Genomic DNA, 25511 nt, shown 5'->3' with positions numbered 1-25511 from the left:
GGCATGGGGGTCTCGACAGGTCCTGGTCGGGCCCAGACTTTAGCAGAGCCGCATGGCGGCGTTGGGCGCTCAGCCCAGGTATTCGTCCTTCAGCCGCACGTAGTGGTCGGCCGAGTAGTGCAGCGCCTCGATTTCCTTGTCGCTCAGCGTGCGTGCCGGGCGGGCCGGGTTGCCTACCCACAGCTCGCCTTCGCCGACCACCTTGCCCGGGCCGACCACGGCACCGGCGCCGACGAAGCCATGGCGCTCGACCCGCGCGCCGTCGAGGATGCAGGCACCCATGCCAATCAGGCTGTAATCACCGATGGTGCAGGCGTGGATGATGCAGCCGTGGCCGACGGTCACGCCTTCGCCGATCAGGGTCGGGTAGCCGGCCTTGTTGTAGGGGCTGTGGTGGCTGACGTGGATGATGGTGCCGTCCTGCACGTTGGTGCGTGCGCCGATGCGCACGTAGTTGACGTCACCGCGGATGATCGTGCCCGGCCACACCGAGACGTCCTCGCCCAGCTCCACGTCACCGATGATCGTGCACGACGGGTCGATGTACACGCGCTCGCCGAGGACGGGCATCTTGTCGCGGAAGGGGCGCAGCGGGTTCATCGATGTCTCCGGAAATCAGGGCGTCCGCGACGATGATACGCGCTCGGCCAATGGCGACCCCGCCACCCGCAACTGCCGGAATGCCTCATGCATCCGTGTCGACCAAGGTCGACACCTGCCAGAACGGATCGCGCGCCGCATTGGTGGATGGCATCCACCGATCCCGCGTTACGCCACGCGGCCGCGGCGTGCACGCTCCAGGTGCACCAGCAGCAGCGAGATTGCCGCCGGGGTCATGCCCGGAATGCGCTGCGCCTGGCCGATGGTCTGCGGGCGCACGCGCTCCAGCTTCTGCAGCGCTTCGGCCGACAGCCCGCGCACCGCCGCGTAATCGAAGGCTTCGGCGATCGGCGTGGCTTCATGCCGCTGCTGGCGCTCGATCTCCTCGCGCTGGCGGTCCAGGTAGCCGGCGTACTTCACGCCGATCTCCACCTGCTCGGCCACCTTGGCGTCGGCCACGGCCGGGCCCAGCGACGGCACCTGCATAAGCTGCGCGTAGTCCAGCTCGGGGCGCTTGATCAGGTCCAGCACGCTGGTCTCGCGGCTGACCGCCACGCCCAGCGTGTCCTGCACTTCGCGGCCCAGCGCATTGGCCGGGGTTGCCCACAGCGCGCCCAGGCGTGCGCGTTCGGCAGCAACAGCGGCCTGCTTGGTCTCGAACGCGTTCCAGCGGCGGTCATCCACCAAGCCCATCTCGCGGCCGGCCGGGGTCAGGCGCTGGTCGGCATTGTCCTCGCGCAGCTGCAGGCGGTACTCGGCGCGGCTGGTGAACATGCGGTAGGGCTCGTTGGTACCGTGAGTGATCAGGTCATCCACCAGCACGCCCAGGTACGCCTCGTCGCGGCGCGGGCACCAGCCGTCCAGCCCGCGCACCTGGCGTGCAGCGTTGAGGCCGGCCAACAGGCCTTGCGCGGCGGCTTCTTCATAGCCGGTGGTGCCGTTGATCTGGCCGGCGAAGAACAGGCCGTTGACCAGCTTGGTTTCCAGCGAAGCCTTCAACCCGCGTGGATCAAAGAAGTCGTACTCGATCGCGTAGCCCGGGCGGGTGATATGCGCGTTGGCGAAACCGCGGATGCTGCGCACCATCTCCAGCTGCACGTCGAACGGCAGCGAGGTGGAGATGCCGTTGGGGTAGATCTCGACGATGCCCAGGCCTTCGGGTTCGACGAAGATCTGGTGGCTGGCCTTCTCGGCAAAGCGCACCACCTTGTCCTCGATGGACGGGCAGTAGCGCGGGCCGATGCCCTCGATCTGGCCGCTGTACAGCGGTGAGCGGTGCAGCGCGTCGCGGATGATCTGGTGGGTCTGTTCGGTGGTGTGGGTGATCCAGCAGCTGACCTGCTGCGGATGCTCGTCCACCGAACCGAGGAAGGACATCACCGGGCGCGGCGAGTCGCCGGGCTGCTCATCCATCACGCTGTAGTCCAGCGAGCGGCCGTCGATGCGCGGCGGCGTGCCGGTCTTCAGGCGGTCCACCTGGAACGGGCGCTCGCGCAGGCGCGCGGCCAGCGTGGTGGCCGGCGGGTCGCCCATGCGGCCGGCGGCGTACTGGGTCGGGCCGACATGGATCTTGCCGGCCAGGAAGGTGCCGGCGGTCAGCACCACGGCCTCGGCGTCGAAGCGCAGGCCGGTCTGGGTGATGACCCCGCGCACGGCATCGCCTTCGATGACCAGGTCATCGACGGCCGCCTGGAACACGGTCAGGTTGGCCTGGCCTTCGACGATGGCGCGGATCGCCATGCGGTACAGGTTGCGGTCGGCCTGGCAGCGGGTGGCGCGCACGGCCGGGCCCTTGGAGGCGTTGAGGGTGCGCCACTGGATGCCGGCGCGGTCGGCGGCATGCGCCATCGCACCGCCGAGCGCGTCGATTTCCTTGACCAGGTGGCCCTTGCCGATGCCGCCGATGGCCGGGTTGCAGCTCATCGCACCCACGGTTTCGATGTTGTGGGTCAGCAGCAGGGTGCGCACGCCGGTGCGGGCTGCGGCCAGCGCGGCTTCGGTGCCGGCGTGGCCACCGCCGATGACGATGACGTCGTAACGATGGAAGGACGGGTTCATGGGGGCTGTTCAGCTTGGGGCAGGCGCGGCCGGGGGCGGCGCCGGGGTGGCGATTTTAGCGCCATTCGGGGTCCGGACGCCGGCGCCGGCCAGTTGGCGGCGAAATCGGCCCTAAAGTTGGCAGGATTTTTGCAGATAACCCAATAGCACCCATCGTGGCTGGCGCCGTAGGCGCCCGTGACCGGAATTGGAACAGGGGCCGGTACAGGCGCACGGTGGGGGAGCAGAGGGCCGGCAGTCGGGGGACTGTCCGGCCCTGTTTTTTTGGGGCTGTCGGGAAGGCGCCATCCACGCATGGCGTGGATCTACTGAAGCTGGGGCTTTCGCCGGTTGGCGACCTGACAAAACAAACGGCCCCGCATTGCGGGGCCGTCTGCCTTCAGAGGTGCCGACATCCGACAGGGCCGGAACAGGGGGGATCCAGATGTTCCTGTCGGATATCGACGTAGAGCTTTTTGCGGCGGCCCGTGTCGTTTTTGTCACTTTGTGACGTGGGCCGTCACTGTCCGCGTAGAGTGCGGCTTGGACCGTGTGAAATGCAAGACGGTTCAGCGCTCAACTGTGCGCTGCGTCGCACGATCCATGTTGCGCCAGGGGGAACCGTTCATCCTCGGCGCACTCGGTGCCGGTGCCGGACGGGCCTGGGGCGCCGGCGGCTGTGCGTTCGACTGCGGCGGGCGGCGCATCGAGTCCATGTTCCGCCACGGCGAACCACCGTTGTACGACGGTCGCGACGGCGGCGGCGGACGGTGCTCGCCACCATTGCCCGGGCGCGGCGGCGGGCGATGGTTGTGCGGCGGGCGGTAGATCGGGCGCGAGTAATACGGGTTGCCGTAGCCGCCGTAGTAGCCGCCATAGCCACCGTAGTAGGGGCCGTAGTTGTAGGGATAGCCGGCCGGGTAGCGGTACTCCACCGACGGCGCACCGTGGTAGTAGCTGCCGCTGCGGCCGCCGCCGACATAGTCGTAGGTGGTGCAGCCGGTCAGGGCCAGCAACAGGCCACCGGCAAGCATCAGGCGCATTTTCATGGTGGGTCCCCCCAGAGGACGGGTGTGCAGTCAGCTTCGGGCGCCAGCGTTGAATCGGCCCTTAATTCTGCCGGCCAGGATGAATGGAGGCGTAGGCCTGCATGCTGGCATGACCTGCGCCCCGGTCGCCAGCGCGAAGCCATACGTTAATCTTGCGTCATGAGCGATTCACTGTTGCCCCGCGCCGATGACGTCCTGCTTGCTGCGGCGAGGATTGCCCCGCATGCCAGCGTGACCCCGGTACTGCGCTCGCGCATGCTTGATGCGCTGGCCGGCGCGCAACTCGCGTTCAAGGCCGAGCACCTGCAGCGCGGCGGCGCATTCAAGTTCCGTGGTGCCTGCAACGCGGTGTGGGCGCTGGAGGCCGATCGCGCCAGTGCCGGCGTGGTCACGCACTCCTCCGGCAACCACGGCGCCGCCTTGGCGCTGGCCGCGCGCACGCGTGGCATTCCCTGTCACGTGGTGGTGCCGGAAGGCGCGGTGGCGGCCAAGCTGGCCAACATCGCGCGCCATGGCGCCACCCTCTGGCGCTGCCCGCCGACCACCGCCGATCGTGAGGCCGCCTGCGCCAAAGTGCAGGCCGATACCGGCGCGACTCTCGTCCATCCATACACCGACCCGGCGGTGATGGCGGGGCAGGGCACCGCCGCGCTGGAGCTGCTGCACAGCGACGGCCCGTTCGATGTGCTGGTGGTGCCGGTGGGTGGTGGTGGCCTGGCCAGCGGTACTGCGCTGGCGCTGCAGCACGCCAGCCCGCAGACCCGCCTGGTGCTGGCCGAGCCAGCCGGAGCCGACGATACCGCGCGCTCGCTGGCCGCTGGCGAGCGCCAGGGCGCGTTCGCCCCGGACACGATCTGCGATGGACTGCGTACCCTGATCGGCGCGCCGAATTTCGAACTGCTGCGCGCGGCAGGCGCCGAGGTGATCGTGGTTGATGACACCGCGACGATGGCGGCGATGCGCCTGCTGTGGGAGGTGCTCAAGCAGGTGGTCGAGCCGTCGTCGGCCACCGTGCTCGCTGCCGTGCTGGCACAGCCACAGCGCTTCGCCGGCCTGCGCGTGGGCCTGGTGCTGTCTGGTGGCAATGTCGACCTGCCTGCGCTGCGCTGGGGCGCGCCATGAGCCGCGACCGGCACCGGCCCCGCACCGGCCTGCTGGGCTGGCTGTGGCGGCTGTTTGTCCTGCTGGTGATCTGGCTGCTGGGCGTGACCGCCTGGATCGTCTGGGTCGGCGAGCGCGACCAGGCCGCCAAGGCCGATGCCATCATCGTGCTGGGTGCGGCCGCCTATGACGCCAAGCCATCGCCGGTGTTCGAAGAACGTATCCGGCATGGACTAGACCTGTACGAGGCCCAGTACGCGCCGCTGCTGATCTTCACCGGCGGCTATGGCGGCACCGGTGCGCGCTTCTCCGAATCGCAGGTGGCGCGGCGCTATGCGCTGAAGCATGGCGTGCCGGACGATGCGATCCTGATCGAGACCGCGTCGCGCAACACCGTGCAGAACCTGGTGGAAGCCAAGCGACTGATGGACCAGCGCGACCTGCACCGGGTGATCATCGTCAGCGACCCGCTGCACATGGCGCGCGCGCTGCGCCTGAGCAAGGCGCTGGGCATCGATGCGCTGGCCTCGTCCACGCCCAGCACGCGCTTCCGCAGCTTCCACACCAGCTGGCGCTTCCTGGTGCAGGAAATCTACTTCTTCCACCGCGACCTGGTGCGCCCGCCGCTGAGCTCGCCGGCCAATACCTGAGCGGCTGCCGCGCCGCTGCGCTCGCCGGGCATGGCCCGGCGCTACCATTGGTGCACCCGGCGCGGCCCCTATCGCGCGCCCGGTAGCGCCGGGCCATGCCCGGCGGCTTTCGATCAGGTCTGCTTGCGCCGGATTGGAATCGCCGACACCGGCACCGAGGCGACGTCATGCCCGCCTTCGCGGATCGGCGCGCCCGGGTCCGGTGCCCAGGCGTGGGCATAGATCACTTCCCAGCTGCTGGGCAGCTTGCCGTCGGCACGGCGCATCGGCTCGTATGCAGCGGCGGCAGCGGCGAAACGACCACGCCCGGTCAGCGTATGGCGGCGGTCCACCCGCGCATTGGTCGCGCCAATCGCGCGCAGTTCGCGCATCAACGAGGGCAGGTCGTCGTAGGTCAGGGTGAACAGATCGCGGTCCAGCACCGGGTCACGGAAGCCGGCCATCATCAGCGCATCACCGAACTGGGCGATCTGTGCAAAGCGGCTGACGTGCGGGCGGTCATCGGCGGCGGCGAAGGCTTCGTTGAGTTCGATCAGCGTTTCCGGGCCGAAGGTGGAGCACACCAGAAGGCCACCGGGCTTGAGCACACGGCGGAACCCGGCGAACACCGCCGGCAGGTCGTCCACCCACTGCAGGCACAGGTTGCTGAAGATCACGTCCACGCTGTTGTCGGCCAGCGGCAGCGCAGCGGCGTCGCCGCACAGGCGCTGGAACGGCTTCCACCAGCCGGCCTGGCGCTTGGCCTGGTCCAGCATCGGCAGCGCCACGTCCAGCGCGATCACCTGCGCCTTCGGCCAGCGCTTCTTCATCAACGCACTTGCATGGCCGGTGCCGGCGCCGATGTCCAGCACCACCTCGGGCTTGCGTGCCTCAAGGTAGTCCAGCGATTCGATCAGCCGCGACTGCACCTCGCGCTGCAGGGCGGCGGCAGCGTCGTAACTGGTGGCGGCACGCGCGAACGCGCGACGGACATGGTGGGCATCGAAGTGGGACGGCATTGCGAACTCTCTTAGAACGTACCGGGGTAGGCGCCGCCGTCGATCAGCAGATTCTGCCCGGTGAGGTAACCGGCCTGTGCACTGCACAGGAAGGCGCAGGCGGCGCCGAATTCGTCAGGCGTGCCGAAGCGGCCGGCGGGAATCTGCTGGCGGCGGCGTTCGGCGACTTCGCCGGCATCGCCGTCCTTGCCCGCACTGTGGGCGAAGTTGGCGCGCAGGCGGTCGGTGTCGAACTGGCCGGGCAGCAGATTGTTGATGGTGACGTTGTGGGCCACGGTGCGGCGCGCCAGGCCGGCGACGAAACCGGTCAGGCCACTGCGCGCGCCATTGGACAACGCCAGGATGTCGATCGGGGCTTTCACCGCCGACGAGGTGATGTTGACGATGCGGCCGAAGCCGCGCTCGATCATCGCGTCGACGGTGGCGCGGATCAGCGCGATCGGCGCCAGCATGTTGGCGTCCAGCGCGGCAATCCAGTCGTCGCGTTCGAAATTGCGGAAATCACCGGGCGGCGGACCACCGGCATTGTTGACCAGGATGTCCACCTGCGGGCAGGCGGCCAGCGCCGCAGTGCGGCCGGCCTCGGTGGTGACGTCGGCGGCGACGGCGCGCACCTCAGCGGCACCGGGCAGTGCACGCAGTTCGTCGGCGGCGACCTTCAGTGCAGCCTCGCCACGCGCCACGATCACCACGTTCACGCCCTCGCGTACGAGCGCACGCGCGCAGCCCAGGCCCAGCCCCTTGCTCGCGCCGCAGACCAGTGCCCAGCGGCCGTTGATACCCAGATCCATGCGTCAATCCTGCGGAATTCGGAGGGGGCTCATTGTCCGCCATCGGCCGGCGACAGGCCGGCAACGAAGTGTTGCAGGGCGGCGGCCACTTCGTCGGCATGGCCGAGGAAGGGCGCATGGCCGCCGTGGGCGATGGTCAGCGCCTGCGCACCCGGGGCCAGCGCCGCAGCGGCCTGCATGGCGACCGGTGACACCAGGCGGTCGCGCTGGCCGGCGATCCACAGGCTGGGCTTGCCCAGCGTCGGCAGTGCCCCGCGCAGGTCGGTGCTCTCCAGCAGGCGCAGGCCTTCCAGCAGGGCGCGTTCGGTGGGCGCACCGCGCTCGACCAGGCGCTGCCGCAGGATGCGCAGCTCCTCGCGGGCGTGTGCCGAGCCCATCACGTCCAGCGCGAGGAAGCGTTCCAGGGTGCCGCCGAAGTCGGTGGCCAGCTCGCGCCCGAACTGCTCGAACACCGCCGGTTCCACTGCATGCGGCCAGTCTTCGCCACGCACGAAGCGTGGCGTGGCCGCGATCATCGCCAGCCCGCGCACCTTCGGCAGCGTCGCGGCAGCGTGCAGCGCGAACAGACCGCCCAGCGACCAGCCGCACCACACCGCCGGGGGTGTGGCCGCGGCAATGGCACTGACTACGAACGGCAGGCGCAGCGGCGTGGTGTCGTCGCGGCTGTGGCCATGGCCGGGCAGGTCGACCAGGTGCAGGGTGAACTGGTCTGCCAGGCGCTGCACCAGCGGCGCGAATACACCGCCCTGCAGGGCCCAGCCGTGGATCAGTACCAGGTCCGGCCCACGGCCGGTGACGTCAATATGCATGGGCAATGACACGGAACTCAGGCAAAAGCGGGCAGCGGCGGTGGCGCGGCTTCACGCACGGCCAGGGTCACGCGATCGCGCGCGCTGGCGATGGCCTCCACCAGGCCACGCACCTGTTCCGGCGTATGCAGCGCGGACAGTGTCACGCGCAGGCGTGCCTTGCCTTCCGGCACCGTCGGCGGGCGGATTGCACCGACCAGCCAGCCGGCCTGTTCCAGCGCCGTGGACATCGCCACGGCGGTGCGGTCATCGCCGAACAGCAGCGGCTGGATCGGTGTTTCCGAAGCCATCAGGTCCAGGCCATGGCGACGCGCTTCAGTGCGGAACAGCGCGATCAGGTCGGTCAGCTTTGTGCGACGCCAGTGGTCGCGGCGCGCCAGGCGCACTGCTTCAAGCGCAGCAGCGGCCATCGCCGGTGGCACCGCGGTGGTGTAGATGTACGGGCGCGCGGTTTCGGCCAGATGCTCGATCAGGTCGTCGCGGCCCAGCACCAGCGCACCGGAACCGCCCAGTGCCTTGCCCAGTGTGACCAGCTGCAGCGGTACGTCGTCCACGCCCAGCCCGGCGGCGGCCACGGCACCACGGCCATCACCGACCACGCCGACACCGTGCGCATCATCCACATAGAACAGCGCCTGCTGCAGGCGTGCCACAAGCGACAATGCACGCAGCGGTGCGATGTCGCCATCCATGCTGAAGACACCATCGGTGGCCAGCATGGCCGCGCCATCGGGCGCGTGCTTGAGCTGGCGCATCGCGCCTTCCGCATCCAGGTGCGGGTAGCGGCGCAGGCGCGCACCGGCCAGCCGGGTGGCATCAAGGAGGCTGGCGTGGTTGAGCTTGTCCTGTACGCAGACATCGTTCTCTTCGCTCAGCAGTGCCTGCTGCACCGCCAGATTGGCGGCGAAGCCACTGCCGAACAGCAGCGCACGCGGATAGCCCAGCCACTCGGCCACCTCGCGTTCCAGCGCCTCATGCAGGACATGATGGCCGCAGACCAGGTGCGAGGCACCGGCGCCAGCGCCTTCGCGTGCGGCGGCGTCCTGCAGCGCGTTGACCACGCTGAACTGCTGGGCCAGGCCCAGGTAGTCGTTGCTGCAGAAGCCGGTCAGCCACTGGCCGTCCACTTCCAGGCGCACGCCATCACGTCGGGTGACCGTGCGTCGCGGGCGGCGACGGCCTTGGGCATCGCGCAGGGCGCGCTGGGCGTGGAGGCGGGCGGTCAGGTCGGGGCGGGCCATGGTGGCTGAATGCGTCGACGGGGCGGCTAGGGTAGCGCGTTGCCGCGGCGCCTGCTTGCGGCCCGTCTCAGGCCGCGTGAGCGCAGCCACAGCCGGGCGTATCGGCACTGATATCGGCGTGCACGGTACCGCCGTGGTCGTGGCCTTCGGCATCCACCTGCACCGCCATCGGCTGTAGCCCCAGCCGTGCGAACAGCGCCAGATCGCGCTCGCTTTCCGGGTTGCCGGTGGTCAGCAGCTTGTCGCCGTAGAAGATGGAGTTGGCGCCGGCCAGGAAACACAGCGCCTGCAGTTCGTCACTCATCGCCTCGCGCCCGGCCGACAGCCGCACCATCGAGCGCGGCATGGCGATGCGGGCCACCGCGATCATGCGCACGAACTCGAATGGGTCCAGTTCGGCGCTGCCATGCAGCGGCGTACCCGCCACCTGCACCAGCTTGTTGATCGGCACCGAATCCGGATGCGCCGGCAGCGTGGCCAGCGCCAGCAGCAGGCCGACGCGCTGCGCGCGCGTCTCGCCCATGCCGACGATGCCGCCGCAGCAGGTCTTCAGGCCGGCATCGCGCACGTGTTCCAGCGTATCCAGGCGGTCCTGGTACTGGCGCGTGTGGATGATCGAATCGTAGTAGTCCGGCGCGGTGTCGAGGTTGTGGTTGTAGTAGTCCAGGCCGGCGTCCTTCAGCGCACGCGCCTGTTCGCCGCTGAGCATGCCCAGCGTGGCGCAGGTCTCCAGACCCAGTGCCTTCACCCCGGCGATCATCGCCGCGACCTTCGGAATGTCTCGATCCTTCGGCGAACGCCATGCGGCACCCATGCAGAAGCGCGATGCACCGGCGGCCTTGGCCTGGCGTGCCTTGGCCAGCACCGCGTCGGTCTCCATCAGCTTCTGCGCGTTCACCCCGGTGCTGTAGCGCTGCGCCTGGGGGCAGTACGCGCAGTCTTCCGGGCAGCCGCCGGTCTTCACCGACAGCAGCGTGGAGACCTGCACCTGCGCCGGGTCGAAGTGCTCACGGTGGACCGCCGCGGCGCGGAACAGCAGCTCGGGCAACGGCAGGTCGAACAGGGCCTGCAGTTCGTCGTGTTGCCAGTCGTGGCGGATGGCAGCAGCCATGGCGGGACCTTGGGTACGCGTGGAGCGAGGGCGGCAGTGTGGGTGGCTTGGCGAAGTCTGTCAACCTCAATGTTCTGGCTATGGTTTACATTGATCGATAGCTGGAAGTGTGCGCTGCGGTGTAAGTTCATTGCTGCATACGGACTCGCGAGCACCTGCAATGGACAGCTACCAGCCCCACCCGATCCGCCGCGATGCGGTGCTGTGCAGCCTGGCCGAACTGCCCGACGGCGGCCTGCGCGTGGTGATGGATGATCTGCGCCAGACGGGTGAATCTGGGCATTGGCAGAATCGCTTCTTCGTGACCTTCAAGGACTACGCGGCGGGGCAGCTCGATCCGTCGACGCTGCCGAACGAGGAATTGCAGGCGATCGGTCTGTACGTGCTGGTTCGCCTGCTGGCCATCAATGGCTGCCTGCGCGACACGGAGGAGGAGCCCGACAGCGATGCCCACCTTGCCGAGCAGCGCGACAGAACATCGCCGCGCTGACCGGCAGCGACACCCAGGAATACCCGACGTGCTCTACGCGCAGCGTGTGCCCCTCCTGGTGCAGAACGCGCGGTGCAGGGCGCAATGGCCGACCCGGTGCGGGCACCGCTGTCAGTGCGCGGCGGTTTGACTCGCGCTCCGGGATTGATAGAGTCTCGAAGACCGCGCATGCGGAAGCAGTGGAGAGACTGTTTGGATGGTAAGACGAGTTCCCTGGCAGCGAGGATCCGTGCTGCCAGGATCGGGGTCGGGATGTCCCAGACCGAGCTGGCGCAGAAGCTCGCCGTCAATCGCGCAACAATCGGGCACTGGGAACGCGAGAATGGCTTTGCACCGAGTGTCGACCATCTGCGTGCACTGAGCCAGGTCATGCAGGTGAGCTCAGCCTGGTTGCTGCATGGCGAGGACGTTCCACTGCCGGTGGAGATGGGGGGCGTGCGCGCCGGGTTGGAGGCGAAGCTGCTGTTGCTGTCAAAGCATCTGCCTGTGTCATTCCTTGCCAGTGTCGTCGCCCTTCTTGAAAACGCCGAGACGTACCTGTAGTACACCTTGCATCCACTGCTGTGCGTCGCACAGCAGAACGTTTGCGCCTTGAGTGTGCAAGTAGATGTAATCAGGCCGGGCATGGTTCGCACCGCGACGACGCCCGGTCAATCAACTCTTTACTTCTACTCGCCAAAAGGATGCAGCATGGAACGCAAGTCTGTCGTACTGGAAGATCTGCTGGATGACGTCGCCCCGACCACCAATACGACCACCGAGCTCGGGATCGTGATCACCATCGCAGTCGTCATTCTGTAAGCATGCACCCGCGGGACCCCTCCCCGTTCCGGGGAGGGGTTCTGCGCGGGCACGCGTGGCGTTACGAACGGATGTTGAACGCTTACCCGATGGTGACAAAATGAATGAACACAGACGCTACCTGACCGAGGGGCGCTTCCCCCGGCTCAGTGCCCTGGCCGCCGCCGCCGATGCCTGCGTGGCAGAGGGGAACGCTGCGGACCTGACCGGCCACTGCCGCGAACCATTTGATGGCCTTCTACGGTCGGAGGAGTTGTCGCTGATCGTCGCCGAGACCCTGCATGCCGTTGCCAACGGGGATCTCGTCCACCCTGAGTGGCTGTCCAAGACGGCCGAAGAATGGGTGGTGATGGACACCCGGGACTATTCGCTGCGGCTGGTCGCACGCAAACCCCGCTCGGGGCAACTGCTGCAGAGCCTCAATTTCAACTGCCTGGTCGGCAACATGAGTGGGCCCGAATTCTCGTTGACCCGCTATGGGTTTCCCGCGGGCGCGCAGATGGATGCGTTCAAGGTGGGCCTAAAGGCCGTGGAGCGCGGTACGCTCAGCCTGGGCCGGGGCGAGTCTGCAGAGCTGTTGATGAACCAGGATATTCCGCACGTACAGATGCGTGCGCCGGCATTGACGCTCACGCTGTACCCCAAGGTGTACGCGCCGTTGATCTGGTGCTTCGACAGGCAGTCGCTGCAGTCGGTGATGGCCCTGGCCAGTCATGACAGCCCGGTACGGCGGCAAGCGGGTGCGGCGATGCTGCAGCACATCCACCAGACCGAAGTGCTGCCGGTGGAGGCATCTCTGTCCACGCTGTCAGCGCTCGTTCGCGATGAATCGCATTTTGTCCGCTGGGCGGCGCTCCAGGGGTTGTGCGCGATTGACCTCGAGCATGCCCGTCCCCATCTGCTGGAGGCGGCACGGGATGTCCATCCGGCGGTCGCTGCCGCAGCGCAACGCGCCATCGCGGCGCATCTCAACTGACGCGGAGAAACGTTCATGGCATTCAGCCTGTATCCCGCCGTGCAGGGCACCGCCAGTGTGGAAGACCTTGTTTCCTATTGCCGCAGTCATGTCAGATACGGCGATTACGACAGCATCCTCGGCGCATCGGATCTGCTGGCTGCGCTGGCGAACGACCGCGAACTGCTGGTCAGGGCCATCAACTCGTCGCTGCTGGAGCGTGATGACTACTTCAACGACAACATGGGCGTTTCCAGCCAGTCGATCATTCTGCACTCCGACCCGACGTTCAAGGTGCGCGCCAACGTCTGGAAGAAGCCGGTCGCCCGTGCGGGCAGCATGGACCACGATTCCAATCTCTACTCCTACAACTACGCACACAATCACAACTTCGAGCTGCTGACGGTGGGCTACCTGGGCAGTGGCTACTGGACCGAAATCCATGAGTGCAAGCCTGATCGGATCCAGGGATACATCGGTGAGCCCGTAGCGCTGGACTACCTTGAGAAGACCTCCCTGCCCCGAGGCAAGGTCATTCTTTTCCGTGCCTGCGAGGACGTTCACACCCAGTTGCCGTGCGAAGAGTTGTCGATATCGCTGAACCTTCTGGTCGTACCGCCTTACGAGCAGCTTGCCGACCAGTACAGCTTCGATGTCGCCGCCAAGCGCATTGCCGGGGTCATTACGTCGCCGAATCTGGGGTGCATGTCGCTGCTGACATTCGCTGCGCTGCTTGGCACCACCCAGGCCTACGATTCCATCGAACGGCTGGCCTTCGGCACCGGCCACTGGCGAGTGCGCAATGCTGCCCTGGAAGTGGCAGGGCTGCTTGCGCCCGATGAGCGTGAGCGCCTGTGGCGAAGGGCCGAACAGGATGCCGATCCGGCAATCCGTCGTTCGGCACGGCATTGGCTGGAACAGGGACAGGCAGCGGCCGGATGATGGGCTTCCTCCGCAGCCGCTTCAGCACGCCGTTCGCACGCAAGTGGGGCGCACTCATCGTGTTCGCCACGGTGATCCTGTTCCTGTCGAATCCGGAACTGCTGTCGGTGGTTCTGCTGGTGAACATGATTGGCGTGGACGTGTTCGTCCTGCTCATCGGCATCCAGCTGCGGCAGAACTGGTCGGTCATCAGTACGTTCATCATCATGCCCTGCTATCTCAGGCTCAGGAAGTTGTTCAAGACGCGCTGACGACCGGACACGGGGGCCGGGCGAATCATCCGGCGCCTGTCCGGCAGCCGTGTAGGGGAAACCCCGCCGCCCAACGTCCGCTGCGCCGATGGTGAACGGGGAGGGGTGGCGAAGCTGGACGAATGGGGCTGATATCCACATTCAGGCTGGTACGTTCCGGGCAGGCGCCGCTTCGCCTGCTGCTTCCCTTCCGATGCCTGGTCTGCAACGATCCTGGCCATGACGGCCTGGACCTCTGCCCGGCCTCCCTGGCCGAGTTGCCCTGGTCCGGCCGCGCGTGTCTGCGATCGGGATGTCGCGGCCCTTCGGTGAACGCAGTGTGGAGGTGGCGGGGCGTATGGCCAATCATTTGAGATGGCCTATGGTTTACATTGTTCGCACCTGGAATGAGGCGTCCGTGCCAAGGCTGCCACGAACAAAATGGCGGTGCCGGAGGCGCGCTTGACGTACCTTGAGGCACGCACACCCAGTCGAGCCGCGTTGCGATGATCTATCCGGACAGCTGGCAGCCGATCACCCGGGAAGAATTGGCAATCCTGATCTCGCAGCAACTGCAGGCTTGCTCACCTGTGCAACGAGCCGTCTTCGAGTCCCTGCGTTTGCCATTCCGTGCCGTTCGGCTGCACAGGCTGGGCATGATTGAGTGGGTCTGGGTGGTCGCACAACTGCCCGAGGGGCTGCTTTACTACGAGGACGTTGAGGAAGGATTCGAGGTAGGCACGCCGGGCGAGGATGGTGTCTTGCCGGACCGAGGTTGTTCTCAACTGACGCTGACCCACATTCTCCATCGCATGCTGGTCTGATCAGGTCCCGCAGATCGCCGCATCCGCCCGTGCTCCGGGCGCCCTTCTGGCGGCACCGGTGCATTTCACCGCATCCTGCAAGGGCTGCGGCCAAAGTGGCCGCTGCCCAACGGAAGCGCTGGCGCGCAGACTCTTTCCCATGACCGATCTCCATCGCCTCCGCGGCCGCATCACCGCGCTGGTTCTCAGCGAAGCCTGGCGCCGCCGCGCCGCGCTCTGGGGCGGCGCCGTGGCCGTGGCGCTGGTGGCGATCCTGTTCGCCAAGGCCAGCGACGCGGCGTTCCATCTGTTCCAGCGCATCACGTCGCACTCGCCGTGGTGGGCCCTGCTGCTGACGCCGGGCATCTTCGCGCTGCTGGCCTGGTTGACCGCCGGTGTGCTCAAGCCCACGCGCGGCAGCGGCATTCCGCAGGTCATCGCCGCGTTGGACAAGGCCGATGAGCGGTTCCGGAAGACCAACCTTTCACCCGCGGTTTCGGCCGGCAAGCTGCTGCTGACCTCGCTGTCACTGCTGGGTGGCGCCTCGGTGGGCCGCGAGGGCCCGACTGTGCACGTAGGCGCCAGCTTGATGTACCTGTTCGGCCGCTGGTTCGGTTTCAAGGATCCCCGCGAGCTCTCGCACTTCCTGCTGGCCGGTGGTGCGGCGGGTATCGCGGCGGCGTTCAACACGCCGCTGGCCGGCATCGTCTTCGCCATCGAGGAGCTCAGCGGTCGTTTCGAGCATCGCTTCTCGGGCACCCTGTTGACTGCGGTGATCGTCGGTGGCGTGGTGTCGCTGGGCCTGTTGGGCAACTACACCTATTTCGGCCATGTGAGCGCACGCCTGCCGCTCGGCCAGGGCTGGCTGGCAATCCTGCTGTGCGGCGTGGTGGCGGGCCTGCTGGGCGGCCTGTTCGCGCGTGCGGTGCTGGCCAGTGCGGCGGGCCGCCCGCGCTGGCTCGGGCAACTGCGGCAGCGGCATCCGGTTCTGTTGGCCGCAGGCTGCGGCCTGGTGGTGGTACTGCTCGCCCTGGTCTTCGGTGAAGGCGCGTTCGGCACCGGCTATGAGCAGGCGCGCAGCCTGGTGCAGGGGCAGGCGGTGGTCGGCCACGAGTTCGGGGTGATGAAGCTGCTGGCCAATCTGGCCTCGTACGTGGCGGGCATTCCCGGCGGCCTGTTCTCGCCGGCGTTGGCGGTCGGCGCTGGACTCGGCCACAACCTGGCAGTGCTGATGCCGGGCGTGGACCCGCGCGCGTTCGTGCTGCTGGGCATGTGTGCTTACCTGACCGGCGTTACCCAGGCCCCGCTGACGTCGGCCGTGATCTCGCTGGAGCTGACCGACAGCGGCGACCTGCTGCTGCCGATACTGGCCACGGTGCTGATCGCGCGTGGCGTGTCCGGGCTGGTGTGCAGGGTGCCGATCTATCGCGGGCTGGCGGAGTTGTTGATCGGGCCCGCCGCTACGCCACCGGCGACCGGACAGGGCGAACGCCTTTCCTGACGGGCGGCGGCCCCCGTCGCAGTTGAGGGCAGTTCCGACACTGCAATCGGTGCTTCGCCGATGGCCGCACGCGGCGTGCGCCATCAAGTATTGGGTGATGCGTACTTATCTCCTGCGTTCGGCAACCCGTGTCTCGCGCGCACTGCTTGGTGTGCTGCTACCGCTCCGCTGCCTGGTCTGCGGCGACCCGGGCCACGATGATCTTGATCTGTGCTGGGCTTGCTTGGCCGATCTGCCCTGGGCAGGCCGTGCCTGCCTGCGCTGCGCCTTGCCGTTGCCCGACACCGCGTTGATCGTCTGTGGCACCTGCCGCGAGGAGGTACCGCCACAGGCGGCTACCCACGCCAGCCTGCTGTACCTGCCACCGGTCGACCAGTTGCTGGTCCGCTACAAGTTCCATCAGGATCTCGCCGCTGGACGCCTGCTCGCGCAGCTGATGCAGCGCGCACCGCCGCCGTGGTCGTGCACGCCGCTGGTGCCGGTGCCGCTGCACAGGCGACGCTTGCGCCAGCGCGGCTACAACCAGGCCGGTGAGCTGTGCCGGTTGCTGCCGATGCCGGTCTGGCAGGGGGTGTACCGGCAGCGGCATACCGCACCGCAGTCTGAACGCACGGCCGAACAGCGCAGGGAAAACCTGTTCGATGCATTCGACGTGCGTGGTTCCGTGCCCTCGCGGCTGACCGTGGTCGATGACGTGATGACGACTGGCAGCACGGTGATGGAGGTCGCCGAGACGCTACGCCTGGCCGGAGCAGCGGAGGTGCGCGTGTGGGTCTGTGCGCGGGCGCCGTGATCGCCCTCTTCATCCACAGGGGCTAGGATGAGGCCGGTTCCGGATCGGAGGAGTGGCCATGAATTCCCCCTTGTCTCCCTTGTTGTCGGCGGTTGGGCGCAGCTGGTGGATCCTGCTGCTGTACGGGCTCGTCGCACTGGGCTTCGGCATCATCGCCATCGGTTGGCCGCTGTCCGCAGCGATGGCACTGGCCTGGACACTGGGCGTGATGGCCATCGTTGAAGGCGTCATCAGCCTGTTCGCACTGATCAGCGGCGGCAATGGTGCTCCGCGCGGCTGGCTGGCGCTGTATGCCATCGCCTCGCTGGGCTTCGGCATCCTGGCGGTGATCAATCCGCTGGCCACCGCCAGCGTGCTGGTGCTGTTCCTGGCGGCGTGGCTGCTGGTGGCCGGCATCTATCGCATCGTGTTCGCGATCCGCGTGCGCAAGCAGATCCAGGGCGAGTGGCTGCTGATCCTCAGTGGCGTGCTGGCGGCGGTGCTGGGGCTGCTGTTCGCGGCCAATCCGTATGCAGGCGTGGCGGTGACCACGCTGTGGATCGGCATTGGCAGCCTGCTGTACGGGCTGCTGCAGGTGCTGGTGGCGTTCAAGCTGCGGAAGCTGAAGTGAGGGGCGCGTTTCCGTTCCTGCTGGGCGCAGCGCTGGTGCTGGCCGGATGCATGCCGGGTGCCACGCCCGGTGCGCTGGCAGGCAAGGATCATGCGCCGCGCGCGGGTGTGGATGTACGCCTGAGCGCGGTCGATGCGGACGGCAAGGGCAGGCAGGCGCAGTGGCAGGGCGAAACGCTCGCCCTGCGCGAGCCGCCGATCGCTGGCAGCGCCGACATCGCCGATGTGCGCTACGTGCTGGACGAGGCCAAGCAGCCGGGCCTGCAGATCCGCTATCGGCCCGAAGCGCACCAGCGCATCCACGATGGTACGGAAGCACTGGTGGGCCAGCGCGCGGCGCTCAGCGTGGACGGCCGCGTGCTGATGGTGGCGACGGTGAAAGGCCCGTTCGGTGAATCGATGATGCTGAGCGGGTTGCCCAGCGTTGCCGAGGCGCAGGCGCTGGCCAAGCACATCACGGGCGACTGACGGACGTGCCAACACCCCCACGCTGCGCATGGAGGTCGACCAAGGTCGACCGCTACCGGGCGAACCGCGCTTCGATCTCTTCCAGTGACTTGCCCTTGGTCTCCGGCAGCCAGAACGCGGCCACCAGGAAGAACACGAAAGTGCACGCCGCCCAGAACACGAACATGCTGGCGTAGCCGTAGTGGCCCACCGTGGGCAGGAAGATGGCAGCGATGGTGGTGGACACGAACTGGTTGATCAGCAGCGCGATGCTCATGCCGTTGGAACGGATGCGGTTCGGCATCAGTTCCGACAGTGCCAGCCACACGCAGACGCCGGGGCCGACCGCGAAGAACGCCACGAACACCAGGATGCAGGCGGCCACGGCCCAGCCATGGGCCGGCGGCGGCACCGGGCCGATGCGGGCCTGCTCGATGCGCAATGGCGCCTGGCTGGCACTGGCCGGGTCGGCGAACGGGTTCAGATGCAGCTTGCGGAAGAACGCACCGATCACGCTGTCCGGCTGCACGGTGCCGGCACGCTCGATGCGCAGCTCGCGGTCGGTCAGGTTGTCGCTGCGGAGGGCGCGCACATTGGTGAAGTCGCCGTAGGCATACGACACGGTCAGTTGCAGCGGCCGGCCTTCGCTGTCGATGCCAGCGCCGAGGCGCTGCCACTGCGCATCATCCAGCACCAGCCGCAGGCCGTCGCCGCTGACCGCCGCCTGCAGCTGAGGCTGCACATCGGCGCGTCCGCGCTCGGCCTGGAAGAACAGCGTGGCCGCCGCCAGCAGGGCCACGCAGATGCCACCGCTGCCCAGCATCAGCAGGAACTTGCGGCCCTTGCGGTCGACCAGCAGCAGCGCGACCACGGTCATCACCGCGTTGAGCAGCTTGATCGCCACGTCGGCACCGTTGGCCACCGAACCGGACAGGCCGGCCTGGTTGAGGATGTTGACCGCGTAGGCCAGCACCGAGTTGATGCCGGTGGCCTGGGTGCAGGCCAGCACCACGCACGCGAGCACGAACGGCACCACGTAGCGGCGGCTGAGCAGCGGATCGCGCTTGCCGTCGCTGCTGCTCGATTCCGGCGCCTGGATCTGGGCCAGCGTGGGCTCGACGTCTGCGGCGGGGAGGACGCGCTGAAGGCTGCGGCGGGCTTCATCGATGCGGCCGCGGCGCACCAGCCAGCGTGGTGATTCGGACAGCCAGAAGATACCGGCGCAGAACAGCAGGCCGGGCGCCAGGCAGGTCCAGAAGATGGTGCGCCAGGCGTGGTCCTTCACCGTGAACAGTTCCTGCGCCTGCTGCGCGACCGGCAGCGAGCGCACGGCCTCGGCGGCGGCATCCACGGCATGGGCGTGGTACAGGCCGATCAGGGCTGCCAGCACCAGGCCAACGGTCAGCAGCAGCTGGAACATGGCCGCGCCGCGCCCGCGTCGCTCGGGGCTGAGCACTTCGGCCAGGTACAGCGGAATCACTACACCGATCAAACCGCCACTGATGCCCTGCAGCAGGCGGCCCAGCAGCAGCGGCGTGTAACCGGAGGCCAGCGCCATGATCGGAATCGAGGCGGTGAACAGCAGGCCGGCCAGCAGCATCGCGCCGCGGCGGCCGATCAGGTCGGCGATCATGCCGGCGAACAGCGACGACAGCACGCTGCCCAGCAGTACCGCGGCCACCACGAAGCCGAGCTGCTGGCTGCTGAGCTGCCAGGCATGGCTGGCCGTTGCTTCCAGGTAGGGCAGGGCACCGGCGATGATGCCGATGTCGATGCCGTACAGCAGGCCACCGAGGCCGCCGATGAAGAGCAGGTAGCGTACGGGCCAGCGCGGAGCGGTGCTTGGAGTCATCGGCAGTTCCTGTGGTAGCGCCGGGCCACGCCCGGCGGCGGTTCGTCGCAGAGTGCTTTCTGTAGAGCCGAGCCATGCTCGGCTGCTTTCCGTTCCGATATCGAGGTTCCCCATGCCGCGCTTCGCGCGCTGAGCCGAGCATGGCTCGGCTCTACAGGGAGCCTGCGCGGCATCCGGGCCGCATCGCGCGTGTCAGTTCAGATCGACCACGCGCCCACCCACCACCACCTGCTGCAGGCGCAGTTCGGCGTCCAGCACCACCAGGTCGGCGCGGGCGTCGGGCGCGATGCGGCCGCGATCGCCCAGGCCCAGATAGTCGGCCGGGAAGGTGGAAACCCGCTGCGAGGCGTCGGCCAGGTCCAGGCCGACGCGCACCAGGTTGCGAAGCGCCTGGTCCATGGTCAGTGCGCTGCCGGCCAGCGAACCGGTGGCCAGGCGCACGCAGCCGCCGCACTTGTGCACGCGCTGTTCGCCCAGGGCGTACTCGCCATCGGGCATGCCGGTGGCCGCCGTGGCGTCGGTCACCGCGTACAGGCGCGGAATCGCCCGTGTGGCCAGGCGGATCACGCCGGGATGGATGTGCTGCAGGTCGGGAATGATCTCGGCGTACTGCGCATGCGCCAGTGCCGCCGCGGCGATGCCAGGCCGGTAGTGGTCGACGCCGGTCATGCCGTTGAACAGGTGAGTGAAGCCGGAGGCACCCGCCTGCAGGGCAGCAACACCTTCTTCGTAAGTGCCGGCGCTGTGGCCGAGCTGCACGCGAATGCCCATTGCCGCCAGCGCGGGAATCAGCGCGGTGTGCTCGCCGATTTCCGGCGCCAGTGTCATCACCCGGATCGGTGCAAGTGCATGCAGTTGCTGCACCAGCGCCAGCGTCGCCTCGATCGTGCGGTTGGGTTGCGCGCCCAGGCGCTGCGGGCTGATGAACGGCCCTTCCAGATGTACGCCGGCAATGCAGGCGGCGTCGGCATCGGGCGCTGCCATGGTCGCGGCCACGCCGTGCAGCGCGTGCTCGATCTCATCCAGGCCGGCGGTCATGGTGGTCGCCAGCAGTGTGGTGGTACCGAAGCGCAGGTGGGTGCGGGCAATGGTGCGGGCCACGTCGCCGCCCTGCATCAGGTCGACGCCGGCCGCACCATGCACGTGCAGGTCGATGAAGCCGGGCAGGATCACCGGCAGCTGCAGGTCGTCAGCGCCGCTGTGGTCGTCCACCTGCAGCTGGCGGATGTGCGAATCGAAGTGGACGTGGCCACGCCGCCAACCCAGCGGCGTGAGGATGCGGCCATGCAGGGTGCGGGTGTCGGTCATGCAGTGGGCTCGGCGATGATCACCTCGATGCCCAGCCGCTGCAGCCCTTCACGGGTTGCGTCGTCGATGCCGGCGTCGGTGATGATGGCGTGGATCTGATCGAGAAGTGCGATGCGGTGCAGGCTGACGCGGCCGAACTTGGAGGCGTCGGTCAGCACCACGATGCGGCGCGCGCGCTCGACCATGCGGTGGTTGAGGCGGGCTTCGGCTTCATCGTGGGTGGTCAGTCCGAACTGCAGGTCCAGGCCGTCCACGCCCAGGAACAGGGTGTCGAAGCTGTAGGAGTTGAGGCTGGCTTCGGCCTGGCTGCCCTGCAGCGACAACGACTGCTGGCGCAGCAGTCCACCGGTCAGCAGCACGTTGATGCCGGGCGCGTTGGCCAGTTCCCAGGCGATGTTCAACCCATTGGTCATCACCGTCACGTCGCGCTGGGTGCGCAAGTGACGGGCCAGGGTCATCGTGGTCGAGCCGGAGTCGATGATGATGTTGTCACCGGGCCGCACCAGGCGCGCGGCACACGCGCCGATCGATTCCTTCAGCGGCAGGTTCAGTGCGTCCTTTTCGTGGATGTCCTGTTCCTGCGGCGGCGTGCGTACCAGCGTGGCGCCACCGTGGGTACGGTTGGCCAGGCCTTGCGATTCGAAGTGGGTCAGGTCGGCACGGATGGTCACCGCCGACACGCCGAAGCGCTCGACCAGATCGGCCACCTGCACCGAGCCGTGCTCGATCAGCAGCTGCAGGATCTGTTGCCGGCGGGAGCGGGTGTTGCGCATGGCCATTCTCGGTGTCGCGGGGAAAGGTAGAGATTAGCCGTTCGCAGCAACGGCGGCAGCCGCGTCTGCGTGATGCGTGCGGGTTCCGGCCTGGTTGGCGCTGCACGCACGGGCGTACTCGCCCAGGCACAGGCCGACGCGATGCCGTGCCAGCGCGGTAGGCGTATTGGCCAGGGTGCCCTCGCGCACGGCGCGGTACTGCTCCGGCAGGTACTGGCTGAGCAGTACCAGCGGCGGCGCGTGCTGTTCCAGGTTGGCGAACAGGGTCTTCACCGCCTGCACCAGCGCGGGCTCGCCCCAGTAGTAGCGGCAGCGGTCGCTGAAGGAATAGCTGCGCAGCAGGCGCAGCGCTGCCTCATCGCCCTGGTAGTAGGACTGCCAGTACTTCGGCTGCGCCGCCATCACTTCATCCAGCACCTGCGGCAGGCGCGAGCACTGTGCGGCCGGCAGCAGTTCGGCCTCGATCGCGGCCAGCGCGAACAGCGCTTCGCGGTAGGCGAAGGTCGCCGCCGGGCCGACCTTGAGGATGGCGAAGTGGTCGCGCACCAAGGCGTGCAGGCCACTTTCGCGCTGGTAGTCGGTGGAATGCGCTTCGAACACGATGCGCGGCTGCTGTTCGAGGAAGTCGGCCAGCGTGCTGGCGGCGGCTGGGTCGTACTCGTGCACACTGCTGTGGTCGAAGTCCACGCCCGGTTGCACCACCATGGCGATCACGCGCTGCCACGCATCGCGCAGCTGCGGCGTATCGAACGCCTGCTGATGAATCGCCAGGGTCTGCGCGGCAGCAGCGGGCGTGGTCACCTGCAGGCCCTCGGCCAGCGAGGCTTCACCCCCGGGAATCGGCACCTCGGTACCGATCACGTAGACCGGCGGCGGCAGGCCATGTTCGGCGGCGGTGCGCTCGGCGATTTCGGCCAGCTCGGCCGAGCGCGCAGCGACGATGGCATCGGGCAGTGGCACCGGATCATCGGCGCAGGACATGCTGCAATCCAGATGGATCTTGTGGAAACCGGCGGCGACGTAGGCTTCGATCAGCACGCGCGCGTGGGTCATCGCTTCGGCAGCCGGGCGCTTCTGCCAGGCATTCGGGCCGAGGTGGTCGCCACCCAGGATCAGCCGCTCGCGCGGGAAACCCTCTTCATCGGCCAGCGTGCTGACGTAATCGCGGTACTGCGGCGGAGTCATCCCGGTGTAGCCGCCGAACTGGTCGACCTGGTTGGAGGTGGCCTCGATCAGCAGCACGGTGCCGTGCGCCAGCGCCACGTGCATGGCCGCACGCAGCACCTGCTCGTTGCTGCAGCAGACGCTGTACAGGCCGACGTTGGCACCGGCGCGGTGGGAGGCAAGCAGGGTCTGCAACGGGGACATGGTCAGGCTCCGGTCAATCAGGAAAACGAGGGTTGGCAGGCGAGCAGGGCGGCACCACGTGCGCCACCGGCATCGCCGAAGCGCGGCGGCACGATCGGCGGAACCTGCACGCCGTTGAACAGATGCGCGGAAATTGCGGCCGGCAGCTGCTGGTACAGCGGCGCGTACTGCGAGAGGCCACCGCCGAGCACGATCACGTGCGGGTCCAGCGCCAGCACCAGCGCGGCCAGGCTGTGGCCAAGCAGATCGCGGTGGATGTCCAGCGCCTGGCGCGCACGTGCATCGCCGGCTTCGGCCAGGGCGATCACGGCGCTGGCGTCCGCGGCACTGCCACCGAGGTGGCGCTCGATCATTGCCAGCCCGCTGCCGGACACGTAGCGCTCCACGCAGCCCTGCAGGCCACAGGCGCAGTCGATCAGCGGCAGGCCATGGCGCTGCAGCAGGTGGCCGGGCACGCTCCAGTGGCCCCATTCGCCGGCCAGGCCGTTGAAGCCCGACAGCAGCCGGCCGTGCAGGCAGAAGCCGCCGCCGGCACCGGTGCCGAGAATGGCGCCGAACATGCTGGGGTAGCCGTCAGCCGCGCCGCCGTGCGCTTCAGACAGGGCAAAGCACTGCAGATCGTTGCCGAAGTGCAGCGGGCGCTGCAGGCGTGCCTGCAGATCCTGCGCCACGCATTGGCCGGTCAGTGCAGGCACGTTCGCGCTGAGCTGGCGGCCGCTGCGGCGGTCGCGCACGCCGGGCAGGGCGATGCCGATGGCGGCATCACCGCGGCCCAGCGCCGCATCGGCCTCGGCCACCAGCGCCACCACCGCCTTCAGGAAGCCGTCGTAGTCACCCTGTGGGGTGGCCACGCGGCGGCGCCAGGTGACCTGCATCGCCGCATCGCACGCCACCAGCTCGATCTTGGTGCCGCCGATGTCGATGCCGTAGCAGGCGTGGGCGATCAGCTCAGCCATGGTGGATGGTGACGCCCTTGACGACGCGGTTGACGGTGCCGTCCGGGAACGGGTTGTCCGGGGTCAGGCCCAGCGCGGCCGAGCGCTGCAGCGCGAACAGCTGCGCGAAGCCCAGCCACACCGGTGCCAGCCACGGATCGTCCAGTGCCGGCACGGTGAGGGTGTACTCGTCATCGGTGCCGATGTCCGAATGCGGGCCGATCGCCAGTACCTGGCCGGCCACGCCATCGCGGCGCAGTTCTTCCAGCAGGTCCTGTTCGTAGCGGCGCGCCAGCGGCTGCACGCTGCGCAGCACCACCACCAGGGTGTTGCCGTCCAGCGTCGACTTCGGGCCATGGCGGAAGCCCAGCGGTGTGTTGGCCAGCGCCAGCACGCGGCCGGCGGTGAGCTCCAGCACCTTCAGCGCGCACTCGCGCGCCAGCGCTTCCAGCGGGCCGCTGCCGAGGTAGATGATGCGGTTGAACGGGCGGTGCGCCAGCTCCGCCACCGGTGCATCCCACTGCGCCTGGCCTTCGCGGGCCAGCGCGGCGATCTGCTTCAGGCGCGCCACGCGCGCATCCCACGGCGAACGATCGAACACGGTCAGTGCGGCCAGCAGCATGCAGGTCAGGCTGCTGGTCATGGCGAAGGCGCGATCGCAGCTGGCCGACGGCATCAGCAGCGTGCAGGTATCGGCACGGCCGGCACCACGACGGGCGAGTTCGCCATCGGCGTTGCAGGTGATGTCGAGGAAGCGTGCCTCATCCACATCGGCGCGCACGCGGTCCACCGCGGCCACGCTTTCCGGGCTGGAACCGCTGCGGCCGAACGACACCAGCAGGGTGGGGCGGTCGCGCTCCAGGTACAGCGCCGGATGGGTCAGCAGGCTGGTGGTGTGCACCACGCGCACCTCGGCCGGCCACTGCGCATTGATCGCGTCGGCCACCATTTCGGCGATGAAGCCCGAACTGCCCGCGCCGGTGAACAGCACGCGCTGGTTGGGATCGTTGAGGCTGTTGCCAAGAAAGGCCTGCAGGCGGTCGCGGGCATGCGACAGGTCCTGGGCGAGGGCTTCCCACAGCGCTGGCTGCTGGGCGATTTCGGTAGCGGTATCGGCTCCGCCAAGGCGCTGCCAGGCGGACACATCGGAAAGCAGGGTGACGTCCATTCGGAGGTTCCAGTTGGGCCAGCGCACCATCTGCGTTTTCTTTCGAAATGTCAAACATCGAAAGTAAAAAGAAAGAAAATGACGCGATGACTTCTCCCGCTGCCGAGCCCTCGGGAAAACGAAAGAACGGGGCGAATGCCGTATCGCAC

At 67.9% G+C, this 25511-nt stretch carries 27 protein-coding genes; 13 read left to right on the top strand and 14 right to left on the bottom strand.

Annotated elements, in window-relative coordinates; translation table 11 throughout:
- Positions 1-69: 69 nt before the first annotated feature.
- The 3 genes from G370_RS0116865 to G370_RS0116855 form a co-directional block, all read right to left on the bottom strand.
- Positions 70-600: a gamma carbonic anhydrase family protein gene (locus G370_RS0116865; protein ID WP_019661650.1), complete on the bottom strand. Its 531-nt coding sequence runs from the start codon at positions 598-600 to the stop codon at positions 70-72.
- 168 nt (positions 601-768) lie between these two features.
- A complete protein-coding gene (mnmG, locus tag G370_RS0116860) occupies positions 769-2658 on the bottom strand; it encodes a tRNA uridine-5-carboxymethylaminomethyl(34) synthesis enzyme MnmG (protein WP_019661649.1) in 1890 nt (629 codons plus the stop codon).
- Between the two features lie 548 nt (positions 2659-3206).
- Positions 3207-3686 (bottom strand): hypothetical protein, encoded by a 480-nt coding sequence (locus G370_RS0116855; protein ID WP_019661648.1) that lies wholly within the window; start codon positions 3684-3686, stop codon positions 3207-3209.
- A gap of 159 nt (positions 3687-3845) precedes the next feature.
- Between G370_RS0116855 and G370_RS0116850 the strand changes: the two genes are divergently transcribed.
- Together G370_RS0116850 and G370_RS0116845 are read left to right on the top strand one after the other, a co-directional pair.
- Entirely contained in the window at positions 3846-4808 is a 963-nt protein-coding gene (locus tag G370_RS0116850) for a pyridoxal-phosphate dependent enzyme (protein WP_019661647.1), read from the top strand.
- Entirely contained in the window at positions 4793-5437 is a 645-nt protein-coding gene (locus G370_RS0116845) for a YdcF family protein (RefSeq protein ID WP_026347214.1), read from the top strand. The genes G370_RS0116850 and G370_RS0116845 overlap by 16 nt, the downstream gene beginning before the upstream one ends.
- A 113-nt stretch (positions 5438-5550) precedes the next feature.
- Here G370_RS0116845 and bioC read toward each other — a convergent pair whose 3' ends face one another.
- The 5 genes from bioC to bioB all read right to left on the bottom strand — a co-directional run bounded on the left by bioC (position 5551) and on the right by bioB (position 10387).
- Positions 5551-6435, bottom strand: a complete 885-nt coding sequence (gene bioC / locus G370_RS0116840) for a malonyl-ACP O-methyltransferase BioC (RefSeq protein WP_019661645.1) — start codon at positions 6433-6435, stop codon at positions 5551-5553.
- A gap of 11 nt (positions 6436-6446) precedes the next feature.
- Positions 6447-7226, bottom strand: a complete 780-nt coding sequence (locus G370_RS0116835) for an SDR family oxidoreductase (protein WP_019661644.1) — start codon at positions 7224-7226, stop codon at positions 6447-6449.
- Between the two features lie 29 nt (positions 7227-7255).
- Positions 7256-8035: a pimeloyl-ACP methyl ester esterase BioH gene (bioH, locus tag G370_RS0116830; RefSeq protein ID WP_019661643.1), complete on the bottom strand. Its 780-nt coding sequence runs from the start codon at positions 8033-8035 to the stop codon at positions 7256-7258.
- 17 nt (positions 8036-8052) lie between these two features.
- Complete coding sequence (gene bioF, locus G370_RS0116825) at positions 8053-9276, bottom strand: 8-amino-7-oxononanoate synthase (RefSeq protein WP_019661642.1); 1224 nt, start codon at positions 9274-9276, stop codon at positions 8053-8055.
- A gap of 67 nt (positions 9277-9343) precedes the next feature.
- Positions 9344-10387 carry a biotin synthase BioB gene (gene bioB, locus G370_RS0116820; RefSeq protein ID WP_019661641.1) on the bottom strand — a complete coding sequence of 348 codons (1044 nt, stop codon included), beginning with the start codon at positions 10385-10387 and terminating at the stop codon, positions 9344-9346.
- A 160-nt stretch (positions 10388-10547) separates the two neighbouring features.
- On the opposite strand from bioB, the gene G370_RS0116815 reads away from it, so the two are divergent.
- The 11 genes from G370_RS0116815 to G370_RS0116765 all read left to right on the top strand — a co-directional run bounded on the left by G370_RS0116815 (position 10548) and on the right by G370_RS0116765 (position 17979).
- Positions 10548-10877 (top strand): hypothetical protein, encoded by a 330-nt coding sequence (locus G370_RS0116815; protein WP_019661640.1) that lies wholly within the window; start codon positions 10548-10550, stop codon positions 10875-10877.
- A gap of 168 nt (positions 10878-11045) precedes the next feature.
- Positions 11046-11420 carry a helix-turn-helix domain-containing protein gene (locus tag G370_RS0116810; protein ID WP_019661639.1) on the top strand — a complete coding sequence of 125 codons (375 nt, stop codon included), beginning with the start codon at positions 11046-11048 and terminating at the stop codon, positions 11418-11420.
- Between the two features lie 358 nt (positions 11421-11778).
- Complete coding sequence (locus G370_RS0116800) at positions 11779-12654, top strand: HEAT repeat domain-containing protein (RefSeq protein ID WP_019661638.1); 876 nt, start codon at positions 11779-11781, stop codon at positions 12652-12654.
- A 15-nt stretch (positions 12655-12669) separates the two neighbouring features.
- On the top strand, positions 12670-13575 hold the full coding sequence (locus G370_RS0116795) for a hypothetical protein (RefSeq protein ID WP_019661637.1): 906 nt from the start codon (positions 12670-12672) through the stop codon (positions 13573-13575).
- The gene (locus tag G370_RS0116790) at positions 13572-13826 is read left to right on the top strand and encodes a hypothetical protein (protein ID WP_026347213.1); all 255 of its coding nucleotides are present in this window, start codon (positions 13572-13574) and stop codon (positions 13824-13826) included. Before G370_RS0116795 ends, G370_RS0116790 begins: the two co-directional genes overlap by 4 nt.
- Positions 13827-13948: 122 nt before the next feature.
- Positions 13949-14179, top strand: a complete 231-nt coding sequence (locus G370_RS1000000121830; protein ID WP_425423338.1) for a double zinc ribbon domain-containing protein — start codon at positions 13949-13951, stop codon at positions 14177-14179.
- Between the two features lie 132 nt (positions 14180-14311).
- The gene (locus G370_RS0116785; protein ID WP_019661635.1) at positions 14312-14629 is read left to right on the top strand and encodes a hypothetical protein; all 318 of its coding nucleotides are present in this window, start codon (positions 14312-14314) and stop codon (positions 14627-14629) included.
- 139 nt (positions 14630-14768) lie between these two features.
- Positions 14769-16109 (top strand): chloride channel protein, encoded by a 1341-nt coding sequence (locus G370_RS0116780; protein ID WP_019661634.1) that lies wholly within the window; start codon positions 14769-14771, stop codon positions 16107-16109.
- A 97-nt stretch (positions 16110-16206) separates the two neighbouring features.
- Positions 16207-16902, top strand: a complete 696-nt coding sequence (locus G370_RS0116775) for a ComF family protein (RefSeq protein WP_019661633.1) — start codon at positions 16207-16209, stop codon at positions 16900-16902.
- A gap of 58 nt (positions 16903-16960) precedes the next feature.
- On the top strand, positions 16961-17512 hold the full coding sequence (locus G370_RS0116770; protein ID WP_019661632.1) for an HdeD family acid-resistance protein: 552 nt from the start codon (positions 16961-16963) through the stop codon (positions 17510-17512).
- Positions 17509-17979 (top strand): SecDF P1 head subdomain-containing protein, encoded by a 471-nt coding sequence (locus G370_RS0116765; protein ID WP_019661631.1) that lies wholly within the window; start codon positions 17509-17511, stop codon positions 17977-17979. Before G370_RS0116770 ends, G370_RS0116765 begins: the two co-directional genes overlap by 4 nt.
- Before the next feature lie 52 nt (positions 17980-18031).
- Here the strand turns inward: G370_RS0116765 and G370_RS0116760 are convergent, their stop codons facing one another.
- From G370_RS0116760 to G370_RS0116735, 6 genes are all read right to left on the bottom strand, one after another.
- Positions 18032-19810 carry an MFS transporter gene (locus G370_RS0116760; protein ID WP_019661630.1) on the bottom strand — a complete coding sequence of 593 codons (1779 nt, stop codon included), beginning with the start codon at positions 19808-19810 and terminating at the stop codon, positions 18032-18034.
- A 192-nt stretch (positions 19811-20002) separates the two neighbouring features.
- A complete protein-coding gene (gene nagA, locus G370_RS0116755; RefSeq protein WP_019661629.1) occupies positions 20003-21118 on the bottom strand; it encodes an N-acetylglucosamine-6-phosphate deacetylase in 1116 nt (371 codons plus the stop codon).
- A complete protein-coding gene (locus G370_RS0116750; RefSeq protein ID WP_010482152.1) occupies positions 21115-21891 on the bottom strand; it encodes a DeoR family transcriptional regulator in 777 nt (258 codons plus the stop codon). The genes nagA and G370_RS0116750 overlap by 4 nt, the downstream gene beginning before the upstream one ends.
- Before the next feature lie 33 nt (positions 21892-21924).
- On the bottom strand, positions 21925-23259 hold the full coding sequence (locus G370_RS0116745) for a D-tagatose-bisphosphate aldolase, class II, non-catalytic subunit (RefSeq protein ID WP_019661628.1): 1335 nt from the start codon (positions 23257-23259) through the stop codon (positions 21925-21927).
- A 17-nt stretch (positions 23260-23276) separates the two neighbouring features.
- Positions 23277-24215 carry an ROK family protein gene (locus G370_RS0116740; RefSeq protein WP_019661627.1) on the bottom strand — a complete coding sequence of 313 codons (939 nt, stop codon included), beginning with the start codon at positions 24213-24215 and terminating at the stop codon, positions 23277-23279.
- Positions 24208-25362, bottom strand: a complete 1155-nt coding sequence (locus G370_RS0116735; protein WP_019661626.1) for an SIS domain-containing protein — start codon at positions 25360-25362, stop codon at positions 24208-24210. Before G370_RS0116735 ends, G370_RS0116740 begins: the two co-directional genes overlap by 8 nt.
- Positions 25363-25511: the final 149 nt, after the last annotated feature.

Source organism: Stenotrophomonas hibiscicola ATCC 19867, assembly GCF_000382065.1.
In the GTDB taxonomy this organism is placed as follows: domain Bacteria; phylum Pseudomonadota; class Gammaproteobacteria; order Xanthomonadales; family Xanthomonadaceae; genus Stenotrophomonas; species Stenotrophomonas hibiscicola.
The sequence above is the reverse complement of the archived record's forward strand: the minus strand, read 5'-3'. Positions and strand labels throughout refer to the sequence as shown.